Source organism: Pseudomonas sp. LTR0 (genome assembly GCF_036630035.1).
Classification (GTDB): Bacteria; Pseudomonadota; Gammaproteobacteria; order Pseudomonadales; family Pseudomonadaceae; genus Aquipseudomonas; species Aquipseudomonas putida_Y.
This window is the reverse complement of record NZ_CP123734.1, coordinates 538,176-554,451: the sequence shown is the minus strand read 5'-3', so window position 1 is coordinate 554,451 and position 16,276 is coordinate 538,176. Positions and strand designations below refer to the sequence as shown.

Annotated in this window: 15 protein-coding genes; 10 read left to right on the top strand and 5 right to left on the bottom strand. The window is 61.1% G+C overall.

Translation table 11 applies throughout. From position 1 onward, the window contains the following. Positions 1-103: 103 nt before the first annotated feature. The 4 genes from QCL51_RS02585 to QCL51_RS02570 form a co-directional block, all read right to left on the bottom strand. Complete coding sequence (locus QCL51_RS02585; RefSeq protein ID WP_021783953.1) at positions 104-391, bottom strand: YceK/YidQ family lipoprotein; 288 nt, start codon at positions 389-391, stop codon at positions 104-106. Further along, entirely contained in the window at positions 388-1,017 is a 630-nt protein-coding gene (gene ubiX, locus QCL51_RS02580; protein WP_021783952.1) for a flavin prenyltransferase UbiX, read from the bottom strand. The genes QCL51_RS02585 and ubiX overlap by 4 nt, the downstream gene beginning before the upstream one ends. Beyond that, the gene (gene mpl / locus QCL51_RS02575) at positions 1,014-2,363 is read right to left on the bottom strand and encodes a UDP-N-acetylmuramate:L-alanyl-gamma-D-glutamyl-meso-diaminopimelate ligase (protein ID WP_003255349.1); all 1,350 of its coding nucleotides are present in this window, start codon (positions 2,361-2,363) and stop codon (positions 1,014-1,016) included. Before mpl ends, ubiX begins: the two co-directional genes overlap by 4 nt. A gap of 66 nt (positions 2,364-2,429) precedes the next feature. After that, positions 2,430-4,445: a sigma-54-dependent Fis family transcriptional regulator gene (locus QCL51_RS02570; protein ID WP_338444576.1), complete on the bottom strand. Its 2,016-nt coding sequence runs from the start codon at positions 4,443-4,445 to the stop codon at positions 2,430-2,432. Between the two features lie 254 nt (positions 4,446-4,699). Between QCL51_RS02570 and QCL51_RS02565 the strand changes: the two genes are divergently transcribed. The 10 genes from QCL51_RS02565 to QCL51_RS02520 all read left to right on the top strand — a co-directional run bounded on the left by QCL51_RS02565 (position 4,700) and on the right by QCL51_RS02520 (position 14,944). Beyond that, positions 4,700-6,220: an aldehyde dehydrogenase family protein gene (locus QCL51_RS02565; RefSeq protein ID WP_021783950.1), complete on the top strand. Its 1,521-nt coding sequence runs from the start codon at positions 4,700-4,702 to the stop codon at positions 6,218-6,220. A gap of 226 nt (positions 6,221-6,446) precedes the next feature. After that, the gene (gene eat, locus QCL51_RS02560; RefSeq protein WP_021783949.1) at positions 6,447-7,895 is read left to right on the top strand and encodes an ethanolamine permease; all 1,449 of its coding nucleotides are present in this window, start codon (positions 6,447-6,449) and stop codon (positions 7,893-7,895) included. A 46-nt stretch (positions 7,896-7,941) separates the two neighbouring features. Beyond that, positions 7,942-9,336 carry an ethanolamine ammonia-lyase subunit EutB gene (locus QCL51_RS02555; protein ID WP_021783948.1) on the top strand — a complete coding sequence of 465 codons (1,395 nt, stop codon included), beginning with the start codon at positions 7,942-7,944 and terminating at the stop codon, positions 9,334-9,336. 8 nt (positions 9,337-9,344) lie between these two features. Next, a complete protein-coding gene (eutC, locus tag QCL51_RS02550) occupies positions 9,345-10,163 on the top strand; it encodes an ethanolamine ammonia-lyase subunit EutC (RefSeq protein WP_135192542.1) in 819 nt (272 codons plus the stop codon). 108 nt (positions 10,164-10,271) lie between these two features. Beyond that, on the top strand, positions 10,272-10,730 hold the full coding sequence (locus tag QCL51_RS02545; protein WP_028697785.1) for a GNAT family N-acetyltransferase: 459 nt from the start codon (positions 10,272-10,274) through the stop codon (positions 10,728-10,730). A gap of 189 nt (positions 10,731-10,919) precedes the next feature. Beyond that, a complete protein-coding gene (locus QCL51_RS02540; protein WP_021783945.1) occupies positions 10,920-11,567 on the top strand; it encodes a DedA family protein in 648 nt (215 codons plus the stop codon). Between the two features lie 24 nt (positions 11,568-11,591). Continuing rightward, the gene (locus QCL51_RS02535) at positions 11,592-12,407 is read left to right on the top strand and encodes a M90 family metallopeptidase (protein WP_021783944.1); all 816 of its coding nucleotides are present in this window, start codon (positions 11,592-11,594) and stop codon (positions 12,405-12,407) included. Between the two features lie 92 nt (positions 12,408-12,499). Next, positions 12,500-13,027 (top strand): inorganic diphosphatase, encoded by a 528-nt coding sequence (gene ppa / locus QCL51_RS02530; protein ID WP_021783943.1) that lies wholly within the window; start codon positions 12,500-12,502, stop codon positions 13,025-13,027. 186 nt (positions 13,028-13,213) lie between these two features. Continuing rightward, positions 13,214-13,915, top strand: a complete 702-nt coding sequence (locus tag QCL51_RS02525; protein WP_103443419.1) for an XRE family transcriptional regulator — start codon at positions 13,214-13,216, stop codon at positions 13,913-13,915. A gap of 570 nt (positions 13,916-14,485) precedes the next feature. Then, positions 14,486-14,944, top strand: a complete 459-nt coding sequence (locus tag QCL51_RS02520) for a hemerythrin domain-containing protein (protein WP_103443418.1) — start codon at positions 14,486-14,488, stop codon at positions 14,942-14,944. 230 nt (positions 14,945-15,174) lie between these two features. Here the strand turns inward: QCL51_RS02520 and QCL51_RS02515 are convergent, their stop codons facing one another. After that, positions 15,175-16,155, bottom strand: coding sequence for a zeta toxin family protein (locus QCL51_RS02515; protein ID WP_031322473.1), 981 nt, complete (start codon positions 16,153-16,155; stop codon positions 15,175-15,177). Between the last annotated feature and the right edge of the window lie 121 nt (positions 16,156-16,276).

Here is a 16,276-nt window from a genome sequence, read left to right as displayed (position 1 = left end):
CGCTTGTGCAGGCCTCTTCGCGGGCACGCCCGCTCCCACAGGGTCTCGATAATCTTCCAGTGACTACTCAACAGTAGCAATGGGCGTGCCTGCGAAGAGGCCATCACAGGCCGCCGGTAGCCTGGAAGCCTATGCCGGCCGCTGTCAGCAAAGACAACGGCAGCAACAGGGTATCGAGCAGCATGCTGCCGGGCAGATCCAGGCGCGGATACGCCGGAGCGTCCGCCCCGTAATGATCCCGCGGGCAACACCCGCCATTGATCACATACAAATCCAGCCGGGTACCGGCATACACCACTGGTGCGCCGGGCTTGTTGGCATCCAGCGTGCGCACAGTGGCGCACCCACTCAGCATCACAAGCGCCAGCAACCCCGCCAGTGCTCGCTTCAATCATCCACCCCGAAGTGGTGCTCGCCCCAACGTGGCAACATGTCCTGGGGGATGTTCAGCAGGTTGAGGATACGCGCCACGACAAAGTCGACCAGGTCGTCGATGGTCTGCGGCTGGTGATAGAACCCCGGAGCCGCCGGCAAGATGACCGCGCCCATTTGCGACAGCTTGAGCATGTTTTCCAGGTGGATGGTGGAGAATGGCGCTTCGCGTGGCACCAGGATCAGTTGACGCCGCTCCTTGAGGGTGACGTCGGCAGCCCGCTCGATCAGGTTGTTGCAGGCGCCAGTGGCGATGGACGACAAAGTGCCAGTGGAACAGGGGACCACCACCATTGCCGCCGGGGCGCCAGAACCCGAGGCTACCGGCGACATCCAGTCTTCCTTGCCATACACGCGGATCTGCCCGTCGGCCGCGCCGGTGTATTCAGTCAGAAACGCCTGCATCGCCTGGGGCTTGGCCGGCAACACAACATCTGTCTCGGTGGCCATCACCAACTGTGCGGCCTTGGAGATCAGGAAGTGCACCTCGCGGTCTTCGCGTACCAGGCAATCGAGCAGGCGAAGGCCATACTGGGCACCCGAGGCGCCCGTCATGGCCAGGGTGATGCGTTCCGGCCCGCTCACTTCAGCGCCTCGGCCAGCTTGCCGTGCAGGCCGCCGAAGCCGCCGTTGCTCATGATCACCACATGGGTGCCTGGGCGAGCCTGGCCTTTGATCCGCTCGATGATCGCTTCGAGGCTATCGGCCACCACGCTCGGCACCTTGCACTGCGCGGCGGTGGCAGCCAGGTCCCAGCCGAGGTTGGCCGGCGCATACCAGATCACCTGGTCGGCGTCGTTGACGCTTTCTGGCAGGCCGTCACGGTGGGCACCGAGTTTCATCGAGTTGGAGCGTGGCTCGATCACCGCGATCACAGGCGCCTCCCCCACCCGCTTGCGCAGGCCGTCGAGCGTGGTGGCAATGGCAGTCGGATGGTGGGCGAAGTCATCGTAGATGGTCACACCTTGTACTTCGGCAACCTTCTCCATGCGCCGCTTGACGCTCTTGAAAGCACTCAGGCCGTCAATGCCCATGGCTGGCACCACGCCTACATGACGCGCGGCTGCCAGGGTGGCCAAGGCGTTGGCGACGTTGTGCTGGCCGGTCAGCGCCCAGTCCACCACACCCTGCACTTCGCCCTCGAACAGTACTTCAAAGCGCGAGCCATCGGGGCTGAGCAGGCGGGCTTGCCACTGGCCGCCCTCACCGGTGGTTTGCACAGGGGTCCAGCAGCCCATGCCGATCACACGCTCCAGCGCTTGCTCGGTGGTCGGGTGGATGACCAGGCCTTCGCTGGGGATAGTGCGCACCAAGTGGTGGAACTGCCGCTCGATCGAGGCCAGGTCCGGGAAGATGTCTGCGTGATCGAACTCAAGGTTGTTGAGGATCGCAGTACGCGGGTGATAGTGGACGAACTTCGAGCGCTTGTCGAAGAAGGCGCTGTCGTACTCGTCGGCCTCCACCACAAAGAACGGCGTGTCGCCCAAACGGGCCGACACCGAGAAGTTCTGCGGCACACCACCAATCAGGAAGCCCGGGCTCATGCCAGCGTGCTCCAGCACCCAGGCCAGCATGCTGCTGGTGGTGGTCTTGCCGTGAGTGCCGGCAACGGCCAGCACCCAGCGACCTTGCAGCACGTGATCGGCCAGCCACTGCGGGCCGGAGACGTAGGGCAGGCCCTTGTTCAGCACGTATTCAACCGCTGGGTTGCCGCGCGACATGGCGTTACCGATGACCACCAGGTCTGGCGCCGGGTCCAGCTGGGCCGGGTCATAGCCTTGGGTCAGCTCGATACCCTGGGCTTCGAGCTGGGTGCTCATCGGGGGATAGACGTTGGCGTCGGAGCCGGTGACGCGGTGGCCAAGTTCCTTGGCCAGCACCGCCAGCGAACCCATGAAAGTGCCGCAAATACCGAGAATGTGAATATGCATGGTCGACCTCGCAAAACATCGAGGCAGGGTAGCCCAGGGCGCGACAAATCGCACCCGCTGTTTCGCTCAGTCGCCCCTGGTAATGCCGTGTTTGCGCAGTTTTCGATACAAGGTATTGCGGCTGATGCCCAAGTGCTCGGCGACGCGGGTGAGATGCCAGTGTTTTGCCTCCAGGACCTCCTTCAGCGCTTGCCGCTCCGCGTCGAGCAGAACCTCGGCCCCTACAGATTCACCCTCAATCTCTGCGGCACCGGCGGACCTGTGGGAGCGGTCTTGCCCGCGAACGAGGGCAACGCCCTCGCCCTCTATTGCCTGGTCGGACATCTTCACGGGCTCACCCGCCCTCACGGTAGGTGGGCTGGAGCGGATGACCGCGGGGAGGTCCGCAAAGGTAATGCGGGCATCTTCGCAAAGCGCCACCAAAGTACGCAGCACATTGCGCATCTGCCGCACGTTCCCCGGCCAGGTAAATTCGAGCAACGCCTGTCGCGCCCTGGGCTCGATGTCTATGCGTTGCCCCTGCGTCTCCTGGCGTAGCAGAAAGTCCAGCAACTGCGCCTTGTCACTGCGTTCTCGCACCGCCGGCAACGCCACCTCCAGGCCATTGAGGCGGTAATACAGGTCCTCGCGGAAACTGCCCTGTTCAACCCGTTCCAGCAGGTCACGGTGCGTAGCGCTGACGATGCGCACGTCCACCGCCTGTGGCTCTCCCCCGATCGGCACCACCTGGCGCTCCTCCATCACCCGCAGCAGGCGGGTTTGCAGGGCAAGCGGCATGTCGCCGATCTCGTCCAGCAGCAAGGTGCCGCCGTCGGCCTGCAACAGCTTGCCGCGCATGCCCTCCTTGCGCGCGCCGGTAAAACTGCCGCCGCGGTACCCGAACAGCTCACTCTCGATCAGGCTTTCCGGGATAGAAGCGCAGTTGATGGCGACGAACGGTTTGCCGCGCCGCTCACTGGCCTGGTGCACAGCCTGGGCGAACGCCTCCTTGCCACAGCCGGTCTCGCCGCGCAGCAGCAATGGCACATCGCGCTCGAACACCCGCACGCTGCGGCGGAAATCATTTTGCAACGCAGGGTCCAGCAGACAGACCAGCGGCTCCACTTCACGTGCAGGCCGCGGCTGGGCGGCCGGCACTGACCAAACCGGCGCCCGGGCCTGCCCCCGCAGGCTGGCGAACACCTGGCGACCATCCAGGGTGCGCAGCGGCCAGGCAGTGCTGCCTCCGGGCGTGGCACGGCTGAACATTTCGTCATGGCTGCACGCGAAAAAGCACTCCAACGGTTTGCCCAGCACGCCACCCCGTACCGTGCCCAGCAGGTTCAGTGCGCTTTGGTTCGCAGCGCAAATGCGGCCATCGCCGTCGAACGCCAGCAAGCCTTCACTGAACAGGCCGACCGACTCGGCTTGCAGGTGAAAACGCAATAACCATTGCTGCTCGAAATGGCGCAGGAAATAGCAGCTTTCGATCATCTTCGCCGACAGGTTGACCAATGCCATGGTGTGGAACTGGCTTTGCCGCGATACGTCGGGGCGCGCCGAGGACACGTCGAGTACCGCCAGCAGTTCGCCATGCGGGTCGAACACCGGGCTGGCCGAGCAGGTCAGGCCGGTGTGACGGCCACGGAAGTGCTCGTTCTGGTGGATGGTCAGCGCCTGGCGTTCGACCAGGCAGGTGCCGATGCCATTGGTGCCCTCGCGCGCCTCGCTCCAGTCGGCGCCCAGCCACAGCCCGGCCTGTTCGAAGCTGCGCCGCTCGGTGGGGGCACTGACGCAGTTGAGGATCACCCCGCGGGCGTCGGTCAGCAGCACCGCGTGGCCCGCACCGGAAAGCTGCTGGTGCAGGCTGTTCATTTCATGGTCGGCAATTTGCAGCACCTGGTGCAGGCGCTCGCGGCTTTCCAGCAGGCGCCCATGCTCAAGCACCACCGGGGCTTCGATCACCGCCGGGTCGAGGTGGTAGTCCTCCAGGCAGCGCAGCCAGGAACGGGCGATGGACGGGTCACTGCCGCCCTCCCCAGCCCCACCATGGGCAACGCTATGGACCTGCCGGGCATGGCGAGTGAAGTGATTGCTCTGCATTGTTGTAATTCTCCGCAGATAGAGCGTCAGCCCAGCATCCTCCACCCGGGTAGGCTTTGCAATGCACACACCGGTGACGTGTCGCAAACGGCACAAAGTGTCACCCCTGGCGTACCGACGCCGGCACAGCCCTCCTTGATCAGGCCGGTAAAAATGACCCAAGTCATTGATTTGCCTGGCACGGCCAACACTGGCCCAACCCTTGCTCTATGCTTTTCAACTCCCTAAAAAGCACAATACCAAGGAGACACACCATGCGTTATGCACATCCCGGTACCGAGGGCGCGAAGGTTTCCTTCAAGAACCGCTACGGCAACTACATCGGTGGTGAGTTCGTTGCTCCGGTAAAGGGGCAGTACTTCGAAAATACCTCCCCGGTGAATGGCAAGCTGATCGCTGAATTCCCCCGTTCTACTGCCGAAGACATCGAGAAAGCCCTGGATGCCGCCCATGCTGCGGCCGACGCCTGGGGCCGCACTTCAGTGCAGGATCGTTCCAACGTTCTGCTGAGGATTGCCGACCGTATCGAGCAGAACCTCGAACTGCTGGCCATCACCGAAACCTGGGACAACGGCAAGCCGATCCGCGAAACCCTCAACGCCGACATTCCGCTGGCAGTCGATCACTTCCGCTATTTCGCTGGCTGCATCCGCGCCCAGGAAGGCGGTGCTGCCGAAATCAATGAAGGCACCGTGGCCTACCACATCCACGAGCCACTGGGCGTGGTCGGGCAGATCATCCCCTGGAACTTCCCGATCCTGATGGCTGCCTGGAAGCTTGCCCCGGCACTGGCCGCTGGTAACTGCGTGGTGCTCAAGCCTGCCGAACAGACGCCGCTGGGCATCACCGTCCTGCTCGAAGTCATTGGCGACCTGTTGCCACCTGGCGTGCTCAACGTGGTGCAAGGCTACGGCCGCGAAGCCGGTGAAGCCCTGGCCACCAGCAAGCGCATCGCCAAGATCGCCTTCACCGGCTCTACCCCGGTGGGCTCGCACATCATGAAATGCGCGGCCGAGAACATCATCCCGTCCACCGTCGAACTGGGTGGCAAGTCGCCGAACGTGTACTTCGAAGACATCATGCAGGCCGAGCCAAGCTTCATCGAGAAGGCGGCAGAAGGCATGGTGCTGGCGTTCTTCAACCAGGGCGAAGTGTGCACCTGCCCGTCGCGTGCCCTGGTGCAAGAGTCGATCTACCCGCAGTTCATGGAAGTGGTGATGAAGAAGGTGCTGCAGATCAAGCGCGGCGACCCGCTGGACACCGACACCATGGTCGGCGCCCAGGCCTCGCAGCAGCAGTTCGAAAAGATCCTCTCTTACCTGCAGATTGCCCAGGACGAAGGCGCCGAGCTGCTCACCGGCGGCAAGGTCGAGAAGCTGGAAGGTGCGCTGGCTACCGGTTACTACATCCAGCCGACCCTGCTCAAGGGCAACAACAAGATGCGCGTGTTCCAGGAAGAAATCTTCGGCCCGGTGGTCAGCGTCACCACCTTCAAGGATGAAGCCGAAGCACTGGCGATTGCCAACGACACCGAGTTCGGCCTGGGTGCCGGCGTGTGGACCCGCGACATCAACCGTGCCTACCGCATGGGCCGCGGGATCAAGGCTGGCCGTGTGTGGACCAACTGCTACCACCTGTACCCGGCGCATGCCGCATTCGGCGGGTACAAGAAGTCGGGGGTCGGGCGTGAGACGCACAAAATGATGCTGGATCACTATCAGCAGACCAAGAACCTGCTGGTGAGCTACGACATCAACCCGTTGGGCTTCTTCTAGACCGCGTCGCCTTCTTCGCGGGTAAACCCGCTCCTACAGGTTCACCGTTGGTTCCAGAACCGGTTCGGTACCTGTGGGAGCGGGCAAGCCCGCGAAGAGGCCGGACCTGCTTTACACAAAACCCGGGCGGCAACCGTGCACCAGCCGCCCTGGCTCGCTTCCTGCAGCACCCATCACCATCGGCCCGGAACCCTTCCGGCCACCAAGAAAAACAACAGGTGAATCTATGCCAAGCGAACATTCCGCCGGATCGCCGGCAGGCTCTTCCGTCGACTTCGAGAAAGTCGGCTCTGACTATTTCCAGCAACGTGAACTGAAAAAAGGCGCTGCCGGCTGGGTACTGCTGGTCGGCCTGGGCGTGGCGTACGTCATTTCCGGCGATTACGCCGGCTGGAACTTCGGCCTGGCGCAGGGCGGCTGGGGCGGCATGTTCCTGGCCACCTTGCTGATGGCCACCATGTACCTGTGCATGTGCTTCTCGCTGGCCGAGCTGTCGTCGATGATCCCCACCGCTGGCGGTGGCTATGGCTTTGCCCGCAGTGCCTTCGGCCCATGGGGCGGCTTTTTGACCGGCACGGCGATCCTTATCGAATACGCCATCGCCCCTGCCGCCATCGCGGTGTTCATCGGCGCCTACTGCCAATCGCTGTTCGGTATCGGCGGCTGGATGATCTACCTGGCGTTCTACATCGTGTTCATCAGCATCCACATTTTCGGCGTGGGTGAGGCACTGAAGCTGATGTTCATCATCACCGCCATCGCCGCCATTGCCCTGGCCGTATTCCTGATAGGCATGGTGCCCCATTTTGATGCAGCCAACCTGTTCGACATCGCCAAAACGGACGCCGTCGGCGCCAGCAGCTTCCTGCCGTTTGGCTATGTCGGCGTGTGGGCAGCCATCCCCTACGCCATCTGGTTCTTCCTTGCCGTCGAAGGCGTGCCGCTGGCCGCAGAAGAAACCAAGAACCCCAAGCGTGACCTGCCTCGCGGCCTGATCGGCGCCATGCTGGTACTGCTGGCCTTCGCCTTGCTGATCCTGGTGGTCGGCCCGGGCGGCGCAGGCTCCGAGGCGCTGAAGGCCTCCGGTAACCCGCTGGTCGAAGCCCTGTCGAAGGCCTACGGCGGCTCCACCTGGATGGGCGGCTTCGTCAACCTGGTCGGTCTGGCCGGGCTGATCGCCAGCTTCTTCTCGATCATCTATGCCTATTCCCGGCAGATCTTCGCCCTGTCCCGCGCCGGTTACCTGCCGCGCAAATTGTCGGAAACCAACAAAAGCAAGGCCCCGGTAATGGCCTTGGTCATCCCGGGCATCATCGGCTTTGCCCTGTCGCTGACGGGCCAGGGTGACTTGCTGATCCTGGTGGCAGTGTTTGGCGCTACCCTGTCTTACGTGCTGATGATGGCTGCGCACATCACCCTACGCATCCGCCGGCCAAAGATGGAACGCCCCTACCGCACCCCGGGTGGCATCTTTACTTCCGGCCTGGCGCTGGTGCTGGCGTGTATCGCCGTGGTCGCCGGATTCCTGGTTGACCCGCGGGTAGTCATTGGCGCTGCAGTGATCTATGCGGTATTAATTGCCTACTTTGCTTTCTACAGCCGCCACCACCTGGTTGCGGGCACACCGGAAGAGGAATTCGCCGCGATCCAGAAGGCCGAAGAGGCCCTGCACTGATCGCCGCCACCCGCCGCGGGGCAACCCGCGGCTCTGGAGATTCTGTATGGCAAGTTTCGTACACACGGTCGGCCACCTGGTCTACCGCTTCGACAGCCTCAAGGACGTGATGGCCAAGGCCAGCCCGGCACGCTCCGGGGACTGCCTGGCAGGCGTGGCGGCCAGCAACGACGGCGAGCGTGTCGCCGCGCAGATGGCGTTGGCCAATATTCCGCTGACGCACTTTCTCAATGAAGCACTGATCCCTTACGAAGCAGATGAAGTGACCCGCCTGATCATCGACACCCACGATGCCCAGGCCTTCGCCCCGGTCAGCCACCTGACCGTGGGTGGTCTGCGCGACTGGCTGCTGAGCGAGGAAGCCAACGAAGACAGCCTGCGCGCCCTGGCGCCCGGGCTGACCCCGGAAATGGCCGCTGCCGTGTCGAAGATCATGCGCGTGCAGGACCTGGTGCTGGTGGCGCAGAAAATCCGCGTGGTCACCCGGTTCCGCGGCACCATGGGCCTGCGCGGGCGCCTGTCGACCCGGCTGCAACCCAACCACCCGACAGACGAACCGGCCGGTATTGCCGCCAGCATTCTCGACGGTTTGCTGTACGGCAACGGCGACGCCATGATCGGCATCAACCCGGCCACCGACAGCATCGCTTCGATTTGCGCCCTGCTGGAAATGCTCGACGCCATCATCCAGCGCTACGACATCCCCACTCAGTCCTGCGTGCTGACCCACGTCACCACCTCGATCGAAGCGATCAACCGTGGCGTGCCACTAGACCTGGTGTTCCAGTCCATCGCTGGCACAGAGGCGGCCAACGCCAGCTTCGGCATCAACCTGAACGTGTTGCAGGAAGGCTACGAAGCAGGTCTGTCGCTAAAACGTGGCACCCTCGGGCAGAACCTGATGTATTTCGAAACCGGCCAGGGCAGCGCGCTCTCGGCCAACGCCCACCACGGCGTCGACCAGCAGACCTGCGAAACCCGCGCCTATGCCGTGGCCCGTCACTTCAAGCCGTTTCTGGTCAACACCGTGGTCGGTTTCATTGGCCCGGAATACCTGTACAACGGCAAGCAGATCATCCGCGCCGGCCTCGAAGACCATTTCTGCGGCAAACTGCTGGGCGTGCCGATGGGTTGCGATATCTGCTACACCAACCATGCCGAAGCCGATCAGGACGACATGGACACCTTGCTGACGCTGCTGGGTGTGGCCGGCATCAACTTCATCATGGGCATCCCCGGCTCCGACGACATCATGCTCAACTACCAGACCACCTCGTTCCATGACGCGCTGTACGCGCGCCAGACCCTGGGCCTGAAGCCTGGGCCGGAATTCGAGGCATGGCTGGCCCGCACCGGCATTTTCACCCAGGCCGACGGCCGGGTGCGTTTCGGTGACAACCTGCCGCCGGCCTTCCGCCAGGCCTTGGCACAGCTTGCATAGGGATGACCATGGACCATCGCACGCCTACCCCCGACAACCCTTGGCTGGCCCTGCGCAACCTGACCCCGGCGCGCATCGCCCTGGGCCGCACTGGCACCAGCCTGCCGACCGGGGCGCAGCTGGACTTCCAGTTCGCCCATGCCCAGGCACGTGATGCCGTGCACCTGGCTTTCGACCACGCCGGCCTGGCCAGCCAGCTCAGTGACCGCGGGCGCGAAAGCCTGGTGTTGCACAGCGCGGCCAGCGACCGCCACCAGTACCTGCAGCGGCCGGACCTTGGCCGCCGGCTGAACGAAGACTCGATTGCGACCCTTCGCCAGCACGTCCAAGCCAACCCAGGCGGCGTCGACCTGGCCATCGTGGTGGCTGACGGCCTCTCGGCACTGGCCGTGCATCGCCACACGCTACCGTTCCTGACCCGCTTCGAGGAACAGGCTGCCGCCGACGGCTGGACCAGCGCCCCGGTGGTGCTGGTGCAGCAGGGCCGTGTGGCAGTTGCCGACGAGGTCGGCGAGCTGCTGGGCGCCCGGATGACAGTGATGCTGATCGGCGAGCGCCCGGGGCTGAGCTCGCCCGACAGCCTTGGCCTGTACTTCACCTATGCCCCCAAGGTCGGCCTGACCGATGCCTACCGCAACTGCATTTCCAATATCCGCCTGGAGGGGCTGAGCTATGGCATGGCGGCGCACCGCTTGTTGTACTTGATGCGCGAAGCCTGCCGGCGCCAACTTTCCGGGGTGAATCTGAAGGACGAAGCAGAGGTCCACAGCCTGGAGAGTGAAGACAGCGCCAGCCAAAAAGGTAACTTCCTGCTCGGCAAAGGGTAAAAAACCTGTCACGGAAGGCGGATTGCACTTGTGCCGTGCATTGGGGCAGCATGCCCTTGAACGCTGCTGGCATTCCGCTGTTTTCCAAATGGACTCTGAGGGCCGCACATGCGCATCATCAAGGCAACCCTGGAACACCTCGACCTGATCACGCCGTTGTTCGTCAAATACCGTGAATTCTATGGGCAGTTGCCCTACCCCGACAGCTCGCGCAGCTTTTTGGAAAAGCGACTGAAACGGGATGAATCGGTGATTTACCTGGCACTTCCGGATGATGACGACGGCAAACTGCTGGGCTTTTGCCAGCTGTACCCGAGCTACTCGTCGCTGTCGTTGAAGCGGGTATGGATTCTCAACGATATCTATGTAGCTGAGGACTCCCGGCGCATGCTGGTGGCCGACCACCTGATTCGCGAGGCGAAGAAAATGGCCAAAGAGACCAATGCTGTGCGCATGCGGGTGTCGACCAGCGCGAACAATGAAGTTGCGCACAAGACTTACGAATCCATCGGTTTTCGCGAGGATACCGAGTTCAAGAGCTACATCCTGCCGATCAGTCAGGATTGACCGGCACCGACCTCTTAGCGGGCGTGCCCGCTAAGAGGCTGATGAAGGAATCCCCCTCTACCGTAACCCCCCGCTACAAACTCCTCGGGCATGATCCTCACTTAGCCGTATAATGGCGCACCTGTCATGTGTGAAAATTTACCCCTCCCCCGGTAACCAAGCCTACGCCCAAGAACACAGGTGCTGTACATGGATTTCAACCCGCTGGACCTTATCCTGCATCTCGATGCCTACCTCGATCTGCTGGTCACCAATTACGGTCCCTGGATCTACGCCATCCTGTTCACCGTGATCTTCTGCGAAACCGGCCTGGTAGTCATGCCATTCCTGCCGGGCGACTCGCTGCTGTTCATCGCCGGCGCCGTTGCGGCGGGTGGTGGCATGGACCCGGTGCTGCTGGCCGGCCTGCTGATGGCCGCTGCAATCCTGGGCGACAGCACCAATTACGTGATCGGCCGAACGGTCGGCGAGCGGTTGTTCAACAACCCCAACTCCAAGATCTTCCGCCGCGACTACCTGCAGCGTACCCACGATTTCTATGAACGCCATGGCGGCAAGACCGTGACCATGGCGCGCTTTCTGCCTATCTTGCGTACCTTTGCACCGTTCGTCGCGGGCATCGCTCACATGCACTACCCACGCTTCCTCGGCTTCAGCGTTGCCGGTTCGCTGCTATGGGTCGGCGGCCTGGTCACCTTGGGCTACTTCTTCGGCAACGTCCCGTTCATCAAGCAGCATCTGTCGCTGATGGTGGTGGGCATCATCATCCTGTCGCTGGTGCCGATGATCATCGGCTTGCTGCGTGGCCGCCTGGGCCGTACGGCCAAGGCTCACTGAACAAACAGGTAAAGAACAAACGGCATGTGGTCATTCAGCGCCTGGCGGCGCAAGCGTACTCTGGCGCGCTACCCGATCACGCCACAGCAATGGCAGGCCGTACGCGAGCGGCTGCCGATGCTGGACGGCATCAGCGACGCTGAAGACCACTGGCTGCGCGAAGCCTGCATCCTGTTCCTGCTCGACAAGCACCTCACCTGCCTGCCCGGTGTCGAGCTGGACGACGAGCAGCGCCTATTGCTGGCTGCCCAGGCACAGTTACCGCTGCTTCACCTGGGTGAGCTGAACTGGTACCAAGGCTTCCACGAAATCATTCTGTACCCCGACGACTTCAAGAGCCCCCAGCGCCACCGCGATGCCAGTGGCGTGGAGCATGTGTGGGACGGCGAACACAGCGGCGAGGCGTGGCAGCAGGGGCCGATCATCCTGGCCTGGAACGGCGTGCTGGCCAGTGGTGGCTGGGAGGCCTACAACCTGGTCATCCATGAGCTGGCACACAAGCTCGACATGCTCAATGGCGATGCCAACGGCCTGCCACCGTTGCACAGCGGCATGCCAGTTGATGAGTGGGCAAGCGCCATGCAGCAGGCTTACGACGATCTCAACCAGCAACTGGACGCCAACCCCGACGCCGAAACTGCCATCGACCCTTACGCTGCGGAAAACCCGGCAGAGTTCTTTGCCGTTACCAGCGAGTACTTCTTTAGTGCCCCCGACCTGCTTCATCAGGCTTATCCACAGGTCTACCACCAGTTGTCGCTGTTCTACCGGCAAGACCCGCTGGCGCGCCTGTGCCGGCTGCAGGCGGAACATCCCGAGTACCGCGAAAGCCAAGCCTGACGGGCCCGCACATCAGGCCAAGCGTGGCATGCCCCGGCAGAATGTGCCTATAATCGCCGCCACTTTTTGGTCAAACACGGGGGCACTGCCCAATGAGCTACAGCAAGATTCCGGCGGGCAAAGACCTGCCGAACGACATCTACGTCGCCATCGAGATCCCGGCCAACCACGCGCCGATCAAATACGAAATCGACAAGGACAGCGACACACTGTTCGTCGACCGTTTCATGGCTACCCCAATGTTCTACCCAGCCAACTATGGCTTCATCCCGAACACCCTGGCTGACGACGGTGATCCGCTGGACGTGCTGGTGGTTACCCCTTACCCGGTGGCCCCAGGCTCGGTTATCCGCGCCCGTCCGGTCGGTGTGCTGAACATGACCGACGACGGTGGCGGCGACGCCAAGGTCGTCGCTGTTCCTCACGACAAGCTGTCGCAGCTGTACGTCGACGTCAAGGAATACACCGACCTGCCAGCCCTGCTGATCCAGCAGATCGAGCACTTCTTTGCCAACTACAAAGATCTCGAGAAGGGCAAGTGGGTCAAGATCGAAGGCTGGGAAGGCGCCGACGCCGCCCGTGCCGCGATCACCAAATCGGTCGCTGCCTACAAGGGCTGATTCCGACTGCAGAAAAAACCCCGCTTTGGCGGGGTTTTTTTATGCCTGAATGGGCAACGCGCGCATTACCGAGAATAAATCCTACACAGTCCTACGCTAGCATCCTACAAGCAGCCTATTTTCTTACAAGTTCAATCAACATCCGGTTCATATCCTTGCTGACAACTCGCCGCTACACTCGCTGCCATGAACACTTCCGGCGACCGACTCAGAGCCCTGCTCCATGAATGTGGCCTGACCCCTTCCGATTTCGCCGCTCAGCGCAGCGTCACAGCACAGCACGTCAACAACTGGTTCAAGCGCGGTGTGCCTTTGGCCCGGCTGGACGAACTGGCCGATTTGTTCTGTGTACACCGCCGTTGGCTGCGCACCGGTGAAGGTCCCAAACACCCCCACCCGCTCCTGCGTAACGGCTGTCCACGGCCAGCGCCCGCCAACCCGCTTACCCCGCTTTCGGAACATCGTGGCCGGGTACTGAAGGTGCCCTACTACGAAGTGCACAACGGCTTGCTGTCGCCGGTGGGCAGCAAGCACCTGCGCTTGCCGGCAAACACCCTGAAGGGCTTGGGTGTGCAAGCCGGCAACGCAATCTGCCTGGCAATGCCGGCCAGCAACATGCTCCCGCTGATTCCGCTGGAAGCTACCCTGGCCATCGACCTGGGCATGACCAAGGTGGTCGAGGGCGAAACCTATGCCCTGCTGCAAAACGGCATGCTCAGGGTGAACAACCTCAGTCTTGGCCCGCACGAAACCCTGTACCTGCACAGCCATGACCGGCGCAACTACGCGGTCGAACGCTACACCCCTGCTCAGCGCCAGGCGCAGGGCCTGGAAATTCTTGGCTGGGTGTTCCATTGGTCACATTTGCGCCAGCAGCGGCCCAGTTGAAGCACCCTGCGCAATTTTTTGCTGGGCATCCTGCGCCCGCCCTTGTATGCTACGCCGCACATTAAGCCCCGACCGGCGCAAGCCGCGGTCCAGAGGGCTCGGCGATATCCCACACGGGCATCTGCCATCTCTTTCAGGCCCTTGATGGCCACACAGTTAAGGCGATTGCGGCTTACCATAAATTAGTCGGAAGCGTCCCCGAGAAGCCGGCCACAAGCCGGCTTTTTAATTTAACAAACCTTCAAAAACAGCATTCACAACCCGCGGGTTTCCAACCCCTACCTCCGTGCATAGAACGCAGCCCTTTGCGCCTCCCGCTCTGCTCAGCCCCCCGCTGTTTGAAGGGCAGCCCGCAACCTATCCTGGTGTGTCTGTTTCTTCTTGTAACGCATATAAACATCAAATTGATATTTCGAAATCTTCCAATGGGGCGGTTTTTTCGAAGGTGGGTGTTTCGCTCTTGACTATAATTAAACGATTAGATGTATGCCACACGTGCAGCTATCATTAGAGATTGCTTAATAATAATATTTAATCTGTAACGGCTTGGTGTATTGATGAGGACTTAGCATGAACGCCTTATTGAAAGAGCTGCACGCCTATCATCATGAGGTGGCTACCAAAATTACTCAGATCAAAGAGTTACTGGAGAGGATTAGGCACGGATCTGCGGGTGCCGATGACCGCAAGCTGTTGTTTAAGCAACTGGAAGCCTTGCATGGCGATGCAGAGCGGCACCACCATGAAAATGAAGAGCTTATTCGGCTGGCCTTGCTGGCAACCGAAGCCCCGATCCACCAACGGGTCATGGCTATCGAGCAAGATCATCAAGCCTTCAAGCGAATTGCCGGACAACTCAAGATGTTGGAGCAGTCAACGCAGGAAGCGAGAGTAATCGCTGATACGATCGAAGACTTCATCAAGAAATACTATGATCATATGGATGCCGAGGAGAATATTTTCTTTCCGGTGGCAGACAAGTGGGTATCAGAAATTCAATGGCGGGACATAAAGCGCCAGTGGCATTGATCGAATGCTTTAAGTATATTGCATTAAAACCAGATCACTGTTTAACGCCGTGACTTTACCGTCACTGACAATGCATACACCCTGTAGGATTACTTATATATAGTTACACACGGGGTGATTTGTGAGCATTATAACTTTCAATGGCCTGGGGCACGGCCCCATACTGGCCACTTCCCTGCGCAGGGCAATCGAAGGCGTACTTGGCCAGCGACTGCCCTGCCTTGGTCAAATCAAGGTTGCGCGTACTTGAGCACGTACAGGCACAGCTCGCGATAGACATCGACAGGCAACTGCGACATCAGCTTCTGAGCCTGACCGAGGGTTTTGCAATTGAGTTCGGCCATCGTCCGACGGTGTTCTGAACCCAGCAGGCCGGCATGCACCACCTGCGCATACTGAATATAGGAACAGGGGAAATCGGCCTGGGGACTGCGCTGGACCTTGAAGTTGATCTTCAGGTCCGCCCCGCGGAAGAATGCCCTGCCCTGGTAGGTCTGCTGGGGCACGAGGAGCCCTTTTTCAGGACAGGTGCTGTGACAGACCGGCAGGCTATTCCTGTCCGTCTCCAGGCCACGTCGATAGATCACGATTTCGGAACCCGGCACCTCGATACAGGCGTTTTCGAAAGCATCGATGATAGACCTGCCATTGATTTGCGCCTCTTCGATCTGCGTCAGGCTGACCACACGCTCGATCTCATGATTGCCAACGCTGTTGACCACACGGTCCAGGGTCGACCAGTGACTGAACTCTTTCTGGCACGCTATCAGATGGACCTCGCTCTGATAGCCCTGCCGGGCGGCTTCAGGTGGAAAATCAGCGAAATGAGGGCTGTCGAGGGCGGTCTCCATGATGATGTTGTATTTGTTTTCCATCGCATACGTGCAAATCATTGCCCCCAGGCGCCAGATGAACGACTCGGTATGCTCATAGACATGCAGCACGCCTTTGTCTTCCATCGCCCGATAATGAGGGTGCAGCTCACGAAAATGGGTTTCGTAAAGGCGAACATAATTGTCGTACCGCCCGCTCTTCAGCAGCGTGTTTTCCAGCAAGTACGTCTTACCCGAGCCCTGTGCACCGGCAATGATGAGCATTTTGGGCTTGAGCACGCCGTCGACGTAGTCGCGCTTCTTGTCGAACAATGTGTCGACGACTTTCCTGAATGCGAGATGGAGATCGGTATCGGTAAAAGGATAGAGAGAGGACATGACGGTTCGTTTCCTGGGTTTGCCAATGTGACCGTCACGAAGGTAGGCGCTGCGGCAGGTGAAAAGGGGTAGATGGTTACTGCTGCAAGTCTCATCGAAGGTAGTAGAGCAGCGGGTTGCC

Coding starts and splice junctions, on each gene's coding strand:
- QCL51_RS02525 (WP_103443419.1), top strand. CDS start 13,214: ATGAACACTTCCGGCGACCGACTCAGAGCCCTGCTCCATGAATGTGGC.
- QCL51_RS02515 (WP_031322473.1), bottom strand. CDS start 16,155: ATGTCCTCTCTCTATCCTTTTACCGATACCGATCTCCATCTCGCATTC.
- mpl (WP_003255349.1), bottom strand. CDS start 2,363: ATGCATATTCACATTCTCGGTATTTGCGGCACTTTCATGGGTTCGCTG.
- eat (WP_021783949.1), top strand. CDS start 6,447: ATGCCAAGCGAACATTCCGCCGGATCGCCGGCAGGCTCTTCCGTCGAC.
- QCL51_RS02540 (WP_021783945.1), top strand. CDS start 10,920: ATGGATTTCAACCCGCTGGACCTTATCCTGCATCTCGATGCCTACCTC.
- QCL51_RS02555 (WP_021783948.1), top strand. CDS start 7,942: ATGGCAAGTTTCGTACACACGGTCGGCCACCTGGTCTACCGCTTCGAC.
- QCL51_RS02520 (WP_103443418.1), top strand. CDS start 14,486: ATGAACGCCTTATTGAAAGAGCTGCACGCCTATCATCATGAGGTGGCT.
- QCL51_RS02565 (WP_021783950.1), top strand. CDS start 4,700: ATGCGTTATGCACATCCCGGTACCGAGGGCGCGAAGGTTTCCTTCAAG.
- QCL51_RS02545 (WP_028697785.1), top strand. CDS start 10,272: ATGCGCATCATCAAGGCAACCCTGGAACACCTCGACCTGATCACGCCG.
- QCL51_RS02535 (WP_021783944.1), top strand. CDS start 11,592: ATGTGGTCATTCAGCGCCTGGCGGCGCAAGCGTACTCTGGCGCGCTAC.
- ppa (WP_021783943.1), top strand. CDS start 12,500: ATGAGCTACAGCAAGATTCCGGCGGGCAAAGACCTGCCGAACGACATC.
- eutC (WP_135192542.1), top strand. CDS start 9,345: ATGGACCATCGCACGCCTACCCCCGACAACCCTTGGCTGGCCCTGCGC.
- QCL51_RS02570 (WP_338444576.1), bottom strand. CDS start 4,445: ATGCAGAGCAATCACTTCACTCGCCATGCCCGGCAGGTCCATAGCGTT.